Genomic DNA, 13,413 nt, shown 5'->3' on the forward strand with positions numbered 1-13,413 from the left:
CCCAGACTTCCCCGTATCCGCCCGGCCCGGCGTCGGTATCGCGTCGTGATCGACCGCACCGCGTGCACCGGCCGCACGGCGTGCGCCCATCTGCTCGCCGGTGCGATCGAGCGCGACGAATGGGGGTATCCCATCGTCGTCGATCCCCGGCCCGACCGGCGCGAAGCCGCCATCGCGGCGGCGCTATGCCCAGACGGCGCGCTTCACGTGTTGTCCGACGACGATCACCACCAGACAAGGAGACCAAGGTGACCTTCTTCCACGCGTTTCAGAACCTGCTCTATTGGCTCGACGGCGGATTCCTGGGCTACGGCGGCTACGGGAGCTGACCCTTCGCCGGCGACCTCGCCACCCCGATAGTCGGCCTTCACCGTGTTAAACTTCCGGGCCGGATCGGGTCAGGAGGGTTGGATGGAGGCAGTACCGCCGACAGTCGAGCCCCACCCCCGTGCCGCCGCGATGTTCGGCCGGGTCCTCTCGGACTCCGCAGCCGGCCCCGACGCCGACGACGAGATCCGCTCGCGGATCCTCGATGCGGCGCGGGACCAGTTCAGCGCCATCGGCGTCCGCCACTCGACGATGGACGACGTGGCGCGCCGGGCCGGCGTCGCCCGGATCACCGTGTACCGCCGCTTCCCGACGAGGGACGCCCTGGTCGAACAGGTCACCCTCCGCGAATACCGGCAGTATTTCGACCAGTTCCTCGTCGACATCCGCAAGGCGAAGACGGTCGAGGACCGCGTGGTGCTGGGCTTCGTCAGTTCGCTGCGCGCCATTCGCGGCAATCCGATAGTCCAGGGGCTGCTGACCGCCGAACCCGATCTCCTGGCGCACACGATGGTGGGCGACGACGGCGGCTTGGTCGCCGTGGTGCGCCGGTTCGTCGCCAACCAGTTGCGCCGCGAGCAGGACGCCGGACAGGTCGCGGCGACCGTCGACGTCGACCTCGTCGCCGAGATGATGGTGCGCATCTCGGCGTCGTTCCTCACCACCCCGAGCGAGATCGTCGACATCGACGACGAGCAGCAGCTCGCCGACATCGCGCGCCGATTCCTGGTGCCGATGCTGGCGGTCTGACTACCGCGCCGAAGCCCGTGCCTGGACCCCTTCGGCGTCGGCCGCGGAACCGTCCCAGAACCCGCGGAGTTCGAGTTCCCGGATCAGCCGCTCGCGGGCGTCGATGAACCGGTTGTGGATCTCGGCGCTGATCGCCTCGGCATCGCCGTTGGCCAGGTGTCCGATGAGACGACGATGGCTGACCACCGCCTGCCTTCCCCACTCCTTGTCCTCGACGTAGAGCGAGTAGGGCGTGTACTTGGTGGCCGCCACGAGGAACCAGGCCAATTTCCTGCTGTTCGCCGCCAGGTGGATCGCCCGGTGGAATTGGTATTCGCGGTCGAGGACCACCTCCGCATCGCCGCGGTCGACCGCCTCCTCGAACTCGTCCACGATCGTCGTGAGCGCGCCGAGGTCGATGCTCGCGTTCCGCGCGGCGTGCACCGCCAGGCGCGCGGAGAGTTGCGATTGCATCCAGAAGATGTCGACGATGTCGTGCCGGGAAATCTCCTCGACGATGAACCCGCGATGGGGCGCCGAGCGGACCAGCCCCTCGCCGCGAAGGGTGACCAGGGCCTCCCGGACCGGCGTGACGCTGCAACCGAGTTCGTTGGCGACGTCGTCGAGCCGGATGAACGCTCCCGGGCGGATCTCGCCGGTAAGGATGCGCGTCCTCAAGTCACCGGCGACCTCATCGGTCAGTTGTGTCCTGCGCAAGCCTGCGTTGTTCACTCGAATCCCTTCGCATCGCCCCGGTGTCCCATTCTCCCGCACGTCGGCCGGTATGTCCGGGACCGGGGTGGCGCACCCCGCGAGCGCCCGCCCGGCCCGGACATCAGATCATGTCCTTGTGATGCCTCATCCGGTATTGCAGATCCTTCATGAGGATCCGGGTTCCGCCCTGTCGGATGACCTTCGGCAGGAACTTGTTGACGATCGAGACGAAGGTGAAGAGGTGCTGGAATCGACGCCGGTCGTCCTCGGTCCACTCCAGTCCCAGCTGCCGGTGGAACAACGGGGGCAGGAACCCGATCGTCAGGAACCGGAGCAGGTTGACGAACGGCAGCCGGATCAGCGGGTTGATCATCTTCAAGTCGACCAGGTCGTTCATGAAGTCGCAGGTGGTGTCGTCGATGACGACGCGCTGGCAGGCGACGTTCCAGTAGTGGTCGAAGTCTTTGCGCGTCGCCGGCCACATGTCGTCGGGTACTTGCAGGGTCGTGCCGAGTGTCTTGGCCGATTGGTAGAACTCCTCCGCGTCGGCCTCGTCCATGACGCCGTGCAGGAGCTGGTGGGAGTCCTCGACGCCGATGAACAGGCAGGCCGCGACCCACATCTGGAGTTCGCGGTTGAAGGCGTTGTACTTCACCGGGCTCTGCGCATCGGACTTGACGTGGCGGTGCGCGGAGTTGACGGCCTCGCGGAACGCCTCCTTCTCCTCGTCGGTGCCCAGCACCGCGACAGCGAGGTACTGCGAGGTGGTGCGCGCCCGCTTCCACGGGTGCTTCATGAGGGCCCCGGACTCGACCTTGCTCTCCATCACCCCGTAGGCGACCTCCGGCCAGCCGAGTTGCATGACGACGTTGGCGGCGGCCCCGGCCAGCGACCAGAAGTCGATCGCCTCGGAGATCTGCGCGGGTTTGCGCAGACTCGTGACGCGGCGCTTGCGCGTCGTGATCTCGATCCTGGTGTCCTGCGTGCGCAGCTCGGGTGTCGTGTGGTCGATGTCGGGCGTGTACTTCAACGCGTGCTCGGCCATTCCCATCGTGTTCTCCTTCTCTTGACCTGGTGATTGTCGACCTGGCGGCTCAGACGGTCTGCACGTCGTCGACCAGCCAGCGGCCGTCGTGGTGCTGCAGCTTCACGACCATCCGATACGGCTGGCTCTTGCCGTCGGGTGCGACGACGTTGCGGGCCTTCTGGTTGACGAACAACACCGCCGTCGCCTTGTCCCCGTCCAGCGACTCGACCGCCGCGTGGGTGACCTCGGCCGTCGCCACCCCCTTCCCGTTCGAGACGATCTCGGTCAGCGCCTTGACCATCTCGTCGTACTTCTTGCCGAAGTCCTCGGTCGACATCGCCGTGATCGCCTGGCGGTTCTTGTCCAGATCCCGGTAGTCGAAGCTCGACAGTTTGACCGCGTAGTCGCTGGCGACCTGCGCCACCTGGGTCCGTGCGGCCGCCGAGTCGTCGGGGGCGGTGAAGTAGTGGAAGCCGAAGAATCCGGTCGCCGCGACGAACAGGGCGAGCAGACCGGCGAGCACGATCACCGTGCGGTTGCCGCCGGCGCGGGCCGCGACCTGCTTCTTCGGTGCGACGGCGGCCCTCGCCGTCGTGCCGGAGGGACGCTTGCGTTGGGTGGGCGCCGAGCGGATTGCCGCGCCGCGGCGTTTCACCCTCGTCTGGGCGGTCTCGGCGTCCAGGTCGACGTCTTCCGCGTCGATGGTGTCATTTGCCATTTCGGGTCCTTTCGAGCAGTTCTTTCCACATCTGGAGGAGTTCGGCGCCGTTGGGGACGAGCACCGGATCGGTGACCGTCGGCGGGCCGGACGGTGCGCCGGGCGAACGCCAATCACGTGTGCCGAGATCGTTGGGGCGTGGCGCGTTGACCGCGCCGCGCTGGCCGTATCCGTCTCCCGGCGGGCAGTAGCGAGCCAGGTTCGGCACCGACGGACTCAGGTCGCCGACGGTCCGACGCGGCTGGTCGTAGAACAGGCAGACCGGGCCCTGCGTGCCGATGAGCGCGAAGTCGGCGCGGTCCCCCTTGACGATCGAGCGCAGGTCGATGAGTCCTTGGGGAATGGTCTGCAGGCCGGTGCGCAACGAGGCCGACCGGTCGCTGATGATCGGTTCCACCGCCACGAGGTTCGCCAACACCGAGCCGAAGGTGCCGCGGTACTTGTCGAACAGGCGCTGCGCGTGTTGCAGCGCCTTGGGCGAATGGTCGAGCAGGTACACGAAGACCGGCTGATTCGCATTGAGCTGGCCGGCGAAGGACGCGGCCGAGCGCATTCCGCTCTCGAAACTCTCGATGGTGGCCCCCATCGCACCCAGCACGTCGAGCCAGTCGGAGAGCAGGCCGCGCAGCAGCGGCGCGTTCTTGGCGACGACGCGGGCCAGCGCCGAGCCGTTGGCGACGAGGGTCGCCAACGAATCGCCGTTCGCGCCGAACGCCTGGTACAGCTCCGTGCCGATCGTGGCCACCGATCCACCGCGGAAGGTCTCGAGCACCCTGGCCGCCTCCGCGATGATCGCGTCCATCTGGATGGGCTGTTTGTCCGCCGGTGCCGAAATGGCATCGCCGCTGTGCAGATAGGGACCGGAATCGGTATTGGGGACGATGTCGACGCTCTGGATGCCGGCCATCGACGCCATCGTCACCTGGAGATACGAGTCGGCGGGCACCCGGGTGTTGCCGCGCAGGACCAGATCGATCCGGGCACCGTGGCCGTCGGGATCCAGTGACGTGGATTCGACGGTGCCGACGTCGACGCCGCGCAGCGTCACCCCCGTGCCGGCGGTGAGACCGAAGGCGTTGTCCATGCTCGCGTGCAGCCGCACTTTGGAGCCGAATCCCTCCGGCCCGGCGATGAAGTTGATGCCGAACGGGATCACGATCGCCGAGACGATCAGGAAGATCACGAATTGCAGTGAGCCGGTGGGGAGTCTGTCTCTCATCGCGGACCCCGCTCTCGCGGCGAACGATGGGCCTGGCGGCGCGGCGACCGGTGGGCCTGGTGGTCCCCCCATAACCCGCCGCTCAGCACGTCCCCGAGTTCGCCCGGTGTCGGCAGTGGTTGCCCGGACCCGAGGATTCCCCCGGTGATGATCTTGTCGATCCCGCCCGGGATGTCGAGCGCGCCGTCGAACACCAGGTAGTCGCCGCGGATGGCTCGAGAGAAGTTCCGCATGAACGAGTTCATATTCGCCAAGGTCTGGCCGACGCCCGAGTTGAACGCCGCCAGGGAGTCGACGAGGGCGGCCGCGTCGGGCACCAACTCGTCGAGCCGCTGCTGGCGTCCCTTCGTGACGGCGTCGAGGTTGACGGCCAGGCTGGTCGTCTGCCCCATCAACGCCGCGATCCGGTCGCGTTGGGCGGCGAGGACGGTGACCGCGCGCGGCGTCTCGTCGAGGAATGCCTCGATCTGCCGTTGCCTGGCCACCATCAGGTCCGTCGCGTCGGCGGCGACGCGCATCGCCCGGTTGAAGTCCGAGGTGTACCGCGAGGAACGGGTCAGCAATCGGTTGAGCGTGTCGATCAGCTCGCCGACGCGATCGGATCGAGTCGCGAACGCCGTGTTCAGGCTGGCCATCACCGACTGCAGTTGGCGCATCCCGCTCCCGGTGAGCACGTTGCCCATCGCCGCGAGCGTGCCCTCGACCTGCGGCCCCACCGAGGTGTGGTCGGCGGGGACCCGGCTGCCCGCCACCAGCCGCCCGTGGGGCGACGACGGGGCCTGCAGACGGACGAACGGCGTGCCCAGCGCGGTCGGCACCTCGACGGCAGCGGTCACGTTCTCCGGCAGGTCGACCGCCTTCTTCAGCGACATGGTCACCCGCGCCTGACCGTTGACCAGCGATACATCGGTGACGCTGCCGACCACCTGTTGCCCGTTGACGACGTCGGCACCGTTGACCACCCCGTCGGCGGTGACCATGTCGGCGGTGACGTCGAAGGTGTTCCGCACGCCCCCGACCGGGACATCCTGCAATCCGACCCCGCACCCGGCCGTGCCGAGGGCTACGGCGACCGCCGCACAGGCAGACGGAATCCTTGTCCGACGGTTCACCGCGGTCCCTCCGGCCGGTTGGGCAGCTGTCCGCCGGTGATCGCCGAGACGATGCCGAAGGGATCGGAGCTGGAGATGGGGAACCCGATCGGATTGGTCAGACCGGCGCCGATGCATATCGGCATCGGGAACCGGTCGCACAGCGGCTTGAGGGTCTTGAACTGCGTCAGCGTGGTCGAGACGTTCAGCCTGATCCGGCCACGGCGGTCGGGCCCGACCGTGCTGGACAGGTTCTGCATCATGAGCGGTGCGAGGTCCATGAACTCGGCGAATCCGGCGCGGTTGGCCGTCAGGACCCGGCCGAGTTCGTCGAGGTTGCTCGCGACGACGCCGACGTCGTTGCCGTGGGTCGTGACGAAGGCGTTGATCTGGTCGAACACCACCCGCAAGTCCTTGATCGGCGTCGCGACGTCCTGATTGGCGGCCTGCCACTGGGTGGAGAGATCCCCCATCGACCGGATGAGTCCGTCGAGTGAGACCTGCTTGGCCCGGAACGTCGCCATCAGTCGGTCGAGGCTTTCGATGAGTGCGCCGATGTCGTCGGCACGGGCACCGAAGACGCCGCTGGCCGCGGACATCTCGGTGAGCGCCTGGTTGAACTCGGTGCCCCGCCCCTGCCACGACTGCGCCGTCCGATTCAGCAGCGCGCCGACGTCGGTGGCGCCGGGGCCGTCGCCCGGGCCGAGGATGGCGGTGAGCGTTCCGAGACTGCCCATCAACTGGTCGAAGCTGATCGGCGCCTTGGTGCGGCCCCGGGGGATCGTGTCACCGTCGCCGAACTTGGGGCCGGTCGTGTAGGCCGGGGCCAGGTCCAGGTGCCGGTCGCTGATGACCGAGGGGTTGAGCACGTTGGCGCGCACGTCGGCCGGCAGGTCGATGCTCGACGGCAGGGTCATCACGACGTGGACGTAGTCGCCGCGCGGCTCGAGCTTCTCCACCCGGCCGACCGGCACGCCGAGGATGGTCACCTTCGATCCCTCGTAGAGCCCGTTGACGAAGGCGAAGTCGGCGCCGATGGTGCGGATCTGCGGGTTGCGCAGCACGAAATACCAGCCGCTGTAGACCAACGCGGCGACCAACACCAACGCCGTCAACACGCGGCCGCCGTAGCGCTTGCGGACCCGGACTTCGCGGACTTGGCGAAATGTCATCAGCTACACCCCTGCATCGTTCCGAGCACGCACAGCAGACCGTCGGGGATGACCGCCGACGGCGAGACGACGTCGGCCCAGTTGCCGTTGCCCGTCGCGTCGGTGATGGTCCGCATCGCCGGGGGCAGCCGCTTGAGGATCTCGTCGATCCGGGCCGCATTGCCCGTCAACGTGTTGGTCACCGCCACGATGTTCGTCGTCAACTGCCCCATCGGGATCTGCGGGAACGTCGTGGCCATTTTGGCCAGCACCAGGCGGAGGTTGTCGGCCAGCCGGGTCAGGACGTGCCGTCGCACCACCAGCATCTGCACGATCGCCTGCGTGTTGGACAGCGCTGTGGCGATCGACTCCGACTGCTCGGCGCTCGCCCCGGCCAGTCGTTTCGCCATCGCTAGGAGTTGGCCCAGCTGTTCGCCGGTGCCCGAGATCGCGACGGCCGCACCGCCGGCGCCGGCCAGGGCCGCCGACAGGTCGTCGGAGTCGGGGACCATATTCGTCATGGTCGTGAGCATCGACCGGACCACCTGTGGGTTGACCTCGGTGGCCGAGCGCACCGAATCGGCCGAGATGTCGTCGAGCGTGTACGGGGAATCGGTCCGCGAGAGCGGGATCGTGTTGTCCGGGCCGATGGACCCGCGCCCGCCCGGGGTGACCTCGAAGTAGCGCTTGCCGAGGACGGTCCGCAGGCGCACCGTCGCGCGTGTCTGGTCGCCGAGCGGCTGGCGGCGGTCGAGGCGGAATTCGACGCGCACACGGTCGCCGGCCAGGCGCACCGCCTCGATCCGGCCGGCCGGCACCCCGGCGACGAGGACGGGGTCGGCGGTGGTCAGGCCCGCGGCGTTCCCCAGTTCCGCGGCGAACGGCTGGGTCCGGGAGTGGTAACTCCACTGCGGGACGCCGGCCGCGAGAGCCATCAGGACCACCAGCGTGATGATCCCGGCCGTGCCGAGTACCGCGGGTGAGGCACCCTGGGCGCGCTTGTCGGATTTGAAGACGAATTCCAGGACGCCGACGAAGACGTCGATGAGTCGGACCAGCAGCATCTCCTCGCCCCCCCCTACCTGCACACCGGCGAATGCAACGGCCCGAAGATATTCGCTTCGAGGTTCCATGCCTTGAGGGTGAAGTTGCAGAGGTACAGCATCATGAACCCGCCGTAGCGGCCGCTGTGGTTGATCCGGTCGGCCATGACGGGGAATCGCTCGAGGAAGGTCTCGAACGCGGGCGTGTTCGGGATCCACGCCTTCGTCACACCCTGCAGCCCGGTCAGCGAGCGGCTGAAGGAATCCCCCGCCGTCGTCATCATCTGCGCCAGCGAGGCCACCGCCCGGTCACCGGAATCCAGCAGGGCGGTCAGCTGGCCGTCGCCCCCGACGATGGCCGACGTGAGCTGCCCCAAACCCGCGAACAACTCGGTCAACTGGGCGTTGCGCGCATCGGCGGCCGACATGAGGGTGCTCAGGTTCGCGACGAGCCGCGCGAAGACGGCCCCGTTGCCCGCGAGGTTCTCCCCCATCGCCGCGATCTGCCGCAGCAGCAGGTGAACAGACTTCGTGCGGCCCGCGAAGGTGTCGACGAACCCCTGGGCGAGTTCGTTCACCTGCTTCGGGTCGAGTGCGGAGAACAGCGGCTCGAACCCGTTCATCAGTGCGGTCAGGTTGACCGGCCCGGTCGTCGCCGCGAGTGGGATTTCGTTGCCGTGCCGGGCGGGCGCCGTCGCACCCGCATCGGAAAGCGCGATATACCTGGCGCCGAGCATGTCGGCGTAGCGGACTGCGGCGTGGACGTGCTCCGGCACCGGATGCGCCCGCTCGATGGCGACCCGCACACGCGCCAGCGACGTCCCGTCTTCCTGCGGGAGCAACTCGACCGCCGATACCCGCCCTATCCGCACCCCGGACATCTTGACCGGGTTGCCCTCCACCAGCCCTTCGGCGTCGTCGAAGTTCAGCAGATAGTCCGACGAGGCACCGCGGACCGGGGTGCGCAGCGTATTGCTCATCAGGGAAAAGGCGACGATCCCGACGACGAGGAACACCGCCGCCTTGATGACCGTCATCACCGACAGCCGAGTCATCCGATCCTCACTTCCGTGCCGCGGACCATTGGCCCCAGCATCACCGTCGTCGCGACATTCGGCCGCTCTCCCCGACTGCCGTCTTCCCTGGCGGGGCCGCCGTGTTCGGCGCCCACGATCGTGGACTCCAATCCGTGCAGCGCCGCGGACTCGGCGGAGCCGTCGATCACCGTCGGCCCGGTGAAGGCGGCCGGGCGGGTCTGGGGCCGCGGCGGACGGAGGATGGTCCCGTTGCGCTGACCCGGGTCGCGCACCGGCCCGGTCCCCCACAGCGAGCGCTTGCCGAAGCAGTCGGCACCGCGCATCGAACCGTAGGTCGGGCAGTCGGCGGCCGAGTAGGGCTGGGGTTGGGAGAAGGTCGGGACCGCGGTGATGTTGAACCGTCCCGACGCGAAGAGGATCGTGCCCGCCCGGCCGAACTTGTCCGCCTCGCGGACGGTCCGGGTGATTCCCGCCGGGTTGTCGGCGACGGTGCCGAGGATGATGCCGGTCGAGTCGAGGACGGTGATCAGGTTCTTGCGCTGCTTGGCGACGAACGGGCCGACCGAGCCGAGGTATCCGCTGGCGGCGGCGAAGAACTCGCCCAGCTCGCCCGCCTTGTCGACGATGCCGCGCGAGATGTCGGCCACCGAGGCGAGGGTCTCCATCATCGCCGGCGTCGCCCGCTTGAGCGATTCCACGACGCGGGCGAACTGCGGGGTGGCGTCGATGAAGCGGTCGATGGTGGATTCGAGTTCCCGTGACGCCGTCCACCAGTCGTCGATCATCATCCCGAGTTGGTCGCCGCGGCCGCCGATGGCCTTGTCGACGGCGGCGAGCGCGATGTTCACCTCGGCGGGTTTCACCTCCGCGATGAGGTCGGACAGCTTGGTGAAGATGTTGTAGAGGTTGATCGCGTCGGGACCGTCGTCGACGGCGATCTGGGCGCCGGGCGCCAATGCCGGTCCGCCGGTCGACGGCGATCCCGGGGTCGGGGCGAGTTGGACGTAGATGTCGCCGAAGAAGGTGCGCGGCAGAACCCGCACCATGACGGTGGCCGGGATGCGGCCGATGGCCGCGCGGTCGATCGTCAACCCCACGCGCGACGACTGTGGCCCGGCCTCGATGGAACCGATCGCCCCGACCCTGACCCCGTGGAACCGTACCGGCGCGCCCGCCTGGATGAGGCCGGCCGACGTCGGCACCTCGGCGTAGACCTTCGGGTCCGTCGTCAGCACCCCGGTGCTGCGGGCGACCATCCAGAGCGAGAAGGCGACGATCAGGACGGCGGCGATCATCGCGCGCACGGCGTATCGGAGGCGGGAGATGCTCTTGCCGGGCAACATGACGGTCATCGGCTACAACCCCAGTCCCGGGATCTTGGGGACCAGGCCCCACAGGCCGAAGGTGAAGACGACGTCGAAGATCCCGATGGCCAGGATCGACGTGCGCAGCGCCCGGCCCGCGGCCCGTCCGACGCCCTCCGGGCCGCCGCTGGCGAAATACCCGTAGGAGCAGTGGACCAGGGTGACGATGCCCGCGAACACCACGGCCTTGATCGCCGAGTAGAGCAGGTCGGTCGGTGTGAGGGCCAGGTGGAAGAAGTAGTCGTAGGTGCCCGAGGACTCGCCGTTGTACCAGACGACGACGAGACGGGTGGCGATGTAGCTGGCCAGCAGGCCGATCATGTAGATCGGGAGGACGCAGACCATCGCCGCGATCATGCGGGTGGTGGCGAGGAACGGGATGGACCGGATCGCCATGACGTCGAGGGCGGCGATCTCGTCGGAGATCCGCATCGCGCCGATCTGGGCGGTGAACCCGGTCCCGACCTTCGCGGCGAGCGCGATGGCGACGACGACGGGTGCCAGTTCGCGGGTGTTGGCGATGGCGGCGAGCATGCCCGAGAGGGAGGTCATGCCGACCAGCTGCAGCCCGCGATAGGTCTCGACGCCGAGCATCATCGCGGCCGCCAGCGACATCGCCAGCACGATGCCCATGGTTCCGCCGCCCGAGAGCAGCGACTTGGTCCCGAAGGTCATCTCCGCGATCTGCCGGATGACGTGCTTGCGGTAGTGGACGAGGGTGTACGGGATCGCGACGACGGCGCGCGCGATGAAGGTGACGTATTCGCCGAAGCGCACGACGCCGTCGCCGATGGGGTCGAGCCGCCGACGGTATCCGGTGCGGACGCGCAGGCGCAGATCAGTGGTCACCACCATGTCAGTACGCCCCCACTGCCGGGACGATCACCGTGTAGATCTGCGACAGGATCGTGTTGAAGATGAACACCAGCGCGAATGCGATGACGACCGCCTCGTTGACCGCGTCGGCGACGCCGCTCGGCCCGCCGCGCGCGTGCAGTCCCTTGAAGCAGGCGACGATCGTGGCGAGGAGGCCGAAGAGGCTCGCCTTGACGAGGGCCATGACGAAATCGGACATGCGGCCGTATTGACTGAAGGTCGAGAGGAAGGCGCCGCCGGGGAGGTGCTGCACGTAGATGTGGTACAGGTAGCACGCGCCCACCCCGGTCACCGTGATGAGCGAGCACAGGACGAGGGCGACGATGATCGCCGCCGCGATCCGGGGTGCGACGAGGCGTTCGATCACGTTTATTCCCATGACTTCCATCGCGTCGATCTCCTCGCGGATCTTGCGCGACCCCAGATCGGTGCAGATCGCCGATCCGGCGACGCCGGCCATCATCAGGGCGCAGACCAAGGCCGCGGCCTGACCGACGATGACGAAAGCGACGACCGCTCCGGAGTAGCCGCCGGCGCCGATCTTCCCCGCGAGCTCGCCGACCGACACCGCGATGAAGACGCCCACCGGGATCATCAGCAGCAGCGACGGTCCGGTGCTCACCCGTCCGATGAAGACGATCTGGTTCAACGTCTCGGTGATCGACAACCGAAAGCGCAGGGTCGCCACCACCAGGGCGCCGATCGACTGCAGGGCGAACCCGAGGGTGTGCCCGGCCTCTACCGCGAGGTCGCGAAGCGGCCCGCGTGAAGCGGGAAGCTCGAACGCCATCTATCCCCCAGACAAGTCGTTGATCGTGACGCAACGGCCGCCGGATCGATTGCCGGCGACCGTGTGGCTGTAGTCACAGTGGGTCAAGCGTACATGTTTCATATATGAAATGTGACTCGATTCGAGAAAATATCACGAGCCTCCGACATCAGGCCGTCGAATCATCGTCGACCCGCGGCGCCCGGAAGGCCCCGAGGCGCAGCACATGGCGCAGGACGAACCCGAACACCGGCCGGCTCAGCGGCGCGGCCCACCGCCAGGGCAGGAATCCGATCCACCTCGGGGTACCGGCGATGGTCCAGCGAACCTCGAGGACACCGGGGCGCTCGGTATCGGCGAGCACGAATTTCTCGGCGAAGGAGCCGATGGTCGCGGGCAGGCAGACGGCCGTGCCCGTCAACCCGATCATCTCGTCTTTGTGAAACTGATTGACCAGTTCAGACACCGAAAATACGGTGCCGGACATCGTCCGCTCCGACCAGATGCCACGACTGTCGACGGCTTCGTCGCGCCAATCCGGACCGTTCAGGAAGGGCAGGCTGCTCAGGTAGCGGCGTCCGACCAGTCGTGCGAAGACCTCGTCGCGCGACAGCGGGGTGCGAGCCGTGACGGTCACCGCGAATGCGGCGCGACGCGCGAAGTAGTCATCCATCTCCGCGCTGTCGATCGGAGTGACCGGAGCGCGATCCGGGCGGCGCGCGAGGCCGGCCGCGACGGCGAAGCCGAGCAGGGCGAGCACTCCGATTGCGACGATGGCTCCCAGGATCAGCAGGAGCGTCTCACCAAATGTCATATATGAGATATTATCTGAGCATGTTTCGACCGATGCGAGTCTTGGCAAAAGCGGCGCTGACGGCCTTCCTGGTTCCGCTGCCCCTTCTCGGTGCGGGCCACGCGGCGGCGGCCCCGGTGCCGACCCTGGCGGTCACCGGCGCCGGTGACCGCGATTGGCAGATCACCTACCAGCGCGGGTCACGGCTGCGGCCGTCGACCACATGCCGCGTCGTGATGGACGACCGCACGCTCCGCGCACCCGCCCTCGCAGGAGGCATGCCCTTCGGATCGCCATCCGACGAGAAGCCGGGCAAACCCGTTCGCCCCGCCACTCCCCCGTCGAGCGAATCCTTCACCCTGCGGGGCCGCTACGTGCTCCCCGGCGCCCATCGCGTCTACGTCGCCTGCGGCCGGATCGCCAGTCCGACCGTCTGGCTCATCGCTCCGCGCCACCAGATCCTGGACGGGGTCACCTGGCTGTCCAACGGCACGGCCGGGCTCTTCGGCTACTGACTCGGCTACTGACGCTTCCCTGCGCCCACGTCGCGTTCGG

Annotated in this window: 15 protein-coding genes; 3 read left to right on the top strand and 12 right to left on the bottom strand. The window is 67.9% G+C overall.

The annotated features are described in order from the left end of the window. The first annotated feature begins 45 nt into the window (after nt 1-45). Entirely contained in the window at nt 46-252 is a 207-nt protein-coding gene (locus tag HUN08_RS11210) for a ferredoxin (RefSeq protein WP_301546685.1), read from the top strand. Nucleotides 253-411: 159 nt separating this feature from the next. After that, nucleotides 412-1,077 carry a TetR/AcrR family transcriptional regulator gene (locus HUN08_RS11215; protein ID WP_124247708.1) on the top strand — a complete coding sequence of 222 codons (666 nt, stop codon included), beginning with the start codon at nt 412-414 and terminating at the stop codon, nt 1,075-1,077. On the opposite strand, the gene HUN08_RS11220 is transcribed toward HUN08_RS11215, so the two are convergent. The 12 genes from HUN08_RS11220 to HUN08_RS11275 all read right to left on the bottom strand — a co-directional run bounded on the left by HUN08_RS11220 (nt 1,078) and on the right by HUN08_RS11275 (nt 12,879). After that, nucleotides 1,078-1,788, bottom strand: coding sequence for a GntR family transcriptional regulator (locus HUN08_RS11220; protein ID WP_124247707.1), 711 nt, complete (start codon nt 1,786-1,788; stop codon nt 1,078-1,080). Between the two features lie 103 nt (nt 1,789-1,891). Beyond that, nucleotides 1,892-2,821, bottom strand: coding sequence for an oxygenase MpaB family protein (locus tag HUN08_RS11225; RefSeq protein ID WP_124247706.1), 930 nt, complete (start codon nt 2,819-2,821; stop codon nt 1,892-1,894). Between the two features lie 43 nt (nt 2,822-2,864). Continuing rightward, nucleotides 2,865-3,515 (bottom strand): hypothetical protein, encoded by a 651-nt coding sequence (locus tag HUN08_RS11230; protein WP_124247705.1) that lies wholly within the window; start codon nt 3,513-3,515, stop codon nt 2,865-2,867. Next, nucleotides 3,505-4,734 carry an MlaD family protein gene (locus HUN08_RS11235; protein WP_124247704.1) on the bottom strand — a complete coding sequence of 410 codons (1,230 nt, stop codon included), beginning with the start codon at nt 4,732-4,734 and terminating at the stop codon, nt 3,505-3,507. Before HUN08_RS11235 ends, HUN08_RS11230 begins: the two co-directional genes overlap by 11 nt. Beyond that, entirely contained in the window at nt 4,731-5,744 is a 1,014-nt protein-coding gene (locus tag HUN08_RS11240; RefSeq protein WP_174900846.1) for an MCE family protein, read from the bottom strand. The genes HUN08_RS11235 and HUN08_RS11240 overlap by 4 nt, the downstream gene beginning before the upstream one ends. Nucleotides 5,745-5,842: 98 nt before the next feature. Next, on the bottom strand, nt 5,843-6,997 hold the full coding sequence (locus HUN08_RS11245; RefSeq protein ID WP_124247702.1) for an MCE family protein: 1,155 nt from the start codon (nt 6,995-6,997) through the stop codon (nt 5,843-5,845). Continuing rightward, nucleotides 6,997-8,040: an MlaD family protein gene (locus tag HUN08_RS11250; protein ID WP_124247791.1), complete on the bottom strand. Its 1,044-nt coding sequence runs from the start codon at nt 8,038-8,040 to the stop codon at nt 6,997-6,999. The genes HUN08_RS11245 and HUN08_RS11250 overlap by 1 nt, the downstream gene beginning before the upstream one ends. 14 nt (nt 8,041-8,054) lie before the next feature. Next, nucleotides 8,055-9,074, bottom strand: coding sequence for an MlaD family protein (locus HUN08_RS11255; protein ID WP_124247701.1), 1,020 nt, complete (start codon nt 9,072-9,074; stop codon nt 8,055-8,057). Further along, the gene (locus HUN08_RS11260) at nt 9,071-10,408 is read right to left on the bottom strand and encodes an MCE family protein (RefSeq protein WP_124247700.1); all 1,338 of its coding nucleotides are present in this window, start codon (nt 10,406-10,408) and stop codon (nt 9,071-9,073) included. The genes HUN08_RS11255 and HUN08_RS11260 overlap by 4 nt, the downstream gene beginning before the upstream one ends. A gap of 3 nt (nt 10,409-10,411) precedes the next feature. Further along, the gene (locus tag HUN08_RS11265; protein ID WP_174900919.1) at nt 10,412-11,275 is read right to left on the bottom strand and encodes an ABC transporter permease; all 864 of its coding nucleotides are present in this window, start codon (nt 11,273-11,275) and stop codon (nt 10,412-10,414) included. Between the two features lies 1 nt (nt 11,276). Continuing rightward, nucleotides 11,277-12,086, bottom strand: a complete 810-nt coding sequence (locus tag HUN08_RS11270; protein WP_124247698.1) for an ABC transporter permease — start codon at nt 12,084-12,086, stop codon at nt 11,277-11,279. 148 nt (nt 12,087-12,234) lie between these two features. Continuing rightward, on the bottom strand, nt 12,235-12,879 hold the full coding sequence (locus tag HUN08_RS11275) for a hypothetical protein (protein WP_124247697.1): 645 nt from the start codon (nt 12,877-12,879) through the stop codon (nt 12,235-12,237). Between the two features lie 32 nt (nt 12,880-12,911). On the opposite strand from HUN08_RS11275, the gene HUN08_RS11280 reads away from it, so the two are divergent. Further along, nucleotides 12,912-13,373: a hypothetical protein gene (locus HUN08_RS11280; protein ID WP_301546686.1), complete on the top strand. Its 462-nt coding sequence runs from the start codon at nt 12,912-12,914 to the stop codon at nt 13,371-13,373. Nucleotides 13,374-13,413 lie beyond the last annotated feature (40 nt).

Origin of the sequence: Gordonia sp. X0973 (assembly GCF_013348785.1) — a bacterium.
Classification (GTDB): domain Bacteria; phylum Actinomycetota; class Actinomycetes; order Mycobacteriales; family Mycobacteriaceae; genus Gordonia.

Coding starts and splice junctions, on each gene's coding strand:
- HUN08_RS11230 (WP_124247705.1), bottom strand. CDS start 3,515: ATGGCAAATGACACCATCGACGCGGAAGACGTCGACCTGGACGCCGAG.
- HUN08_RS11275 (WP_124247697.1), bottom strand. CDS start 12,879: ATGACATTTGGTGAGACGCTCCTGCTGATCCTGGGAGCCATCGTCGCA.
- HUN08_RS11270 (WP_124247698.1), bottom strand. CDS start 12,086: ATGGCGTTCGAGCTTCCCGCTTCACGCGGGCCGCTTCGCGACCTCGCG.
- HUN08_RS11250 (WP_124247791.1), bottom strand. CDS start 8,040: ATGCTGCTGGTCCGACTCATCGACGTCTTCGTCGGCGTCCTGGAATTC.
- HUN08_RS11265 (WP_174900919.1), bottom strand. CDS start 11,275: ATGGTGGTGACCACTGATCTGCGCCTGCGCGTCCGCACCGGATACCGT.
- HUN08_RS11245 (WP_124247702.1), bottom strand. CDS start 6,997: ATGACATTTCGCCAAGTCCGCGAAGTCCGGGTCCGCAAGCGCTACGGC.
- HUN08_RS11280 (WP_301546686.1), top strand. CDS start 12,912: ATGCGAGTCTTGGCAAAAGCGGCGCTGACGGCCTTCCTGGTTCCGCTG.
- HUN08_RS11235 (WP_124247704.1), bottom strand. CDS start 4,734: ATGAGAGACAGACTCCCCACCGGCTCACTGCAATTCGTGATCTTCCTG.
- HUN08_RS11215 (WP_124247708.1), top strand. CDS start 412: ATGGAGGCAGTACCGCCGACAGTCGAGCCCCACCCCCGTGCCGCCGCG.
- HUN08_RS11260 (WP_124247700.1), bottom strand. CDS start 10,408: ATGACCGTCATGTTGCCCGGCAAGAGCATCTCCCGCCTCCGATACGCC.
- HUN08_RS11225 (WP_124247706.1), bottom strand. CDS start 2,821: ATGGGAATGGCCGAGCACGCGTTGAAGTACACGCCCGACATCGACCAC.
- HUN08_RS11255 (WP_124247701.1), bottom strand. CDS start 9,074: ATGACTCGGCTGTCGGTGATGACGGTCATCAAGGCGGCGGTGTTCCTC.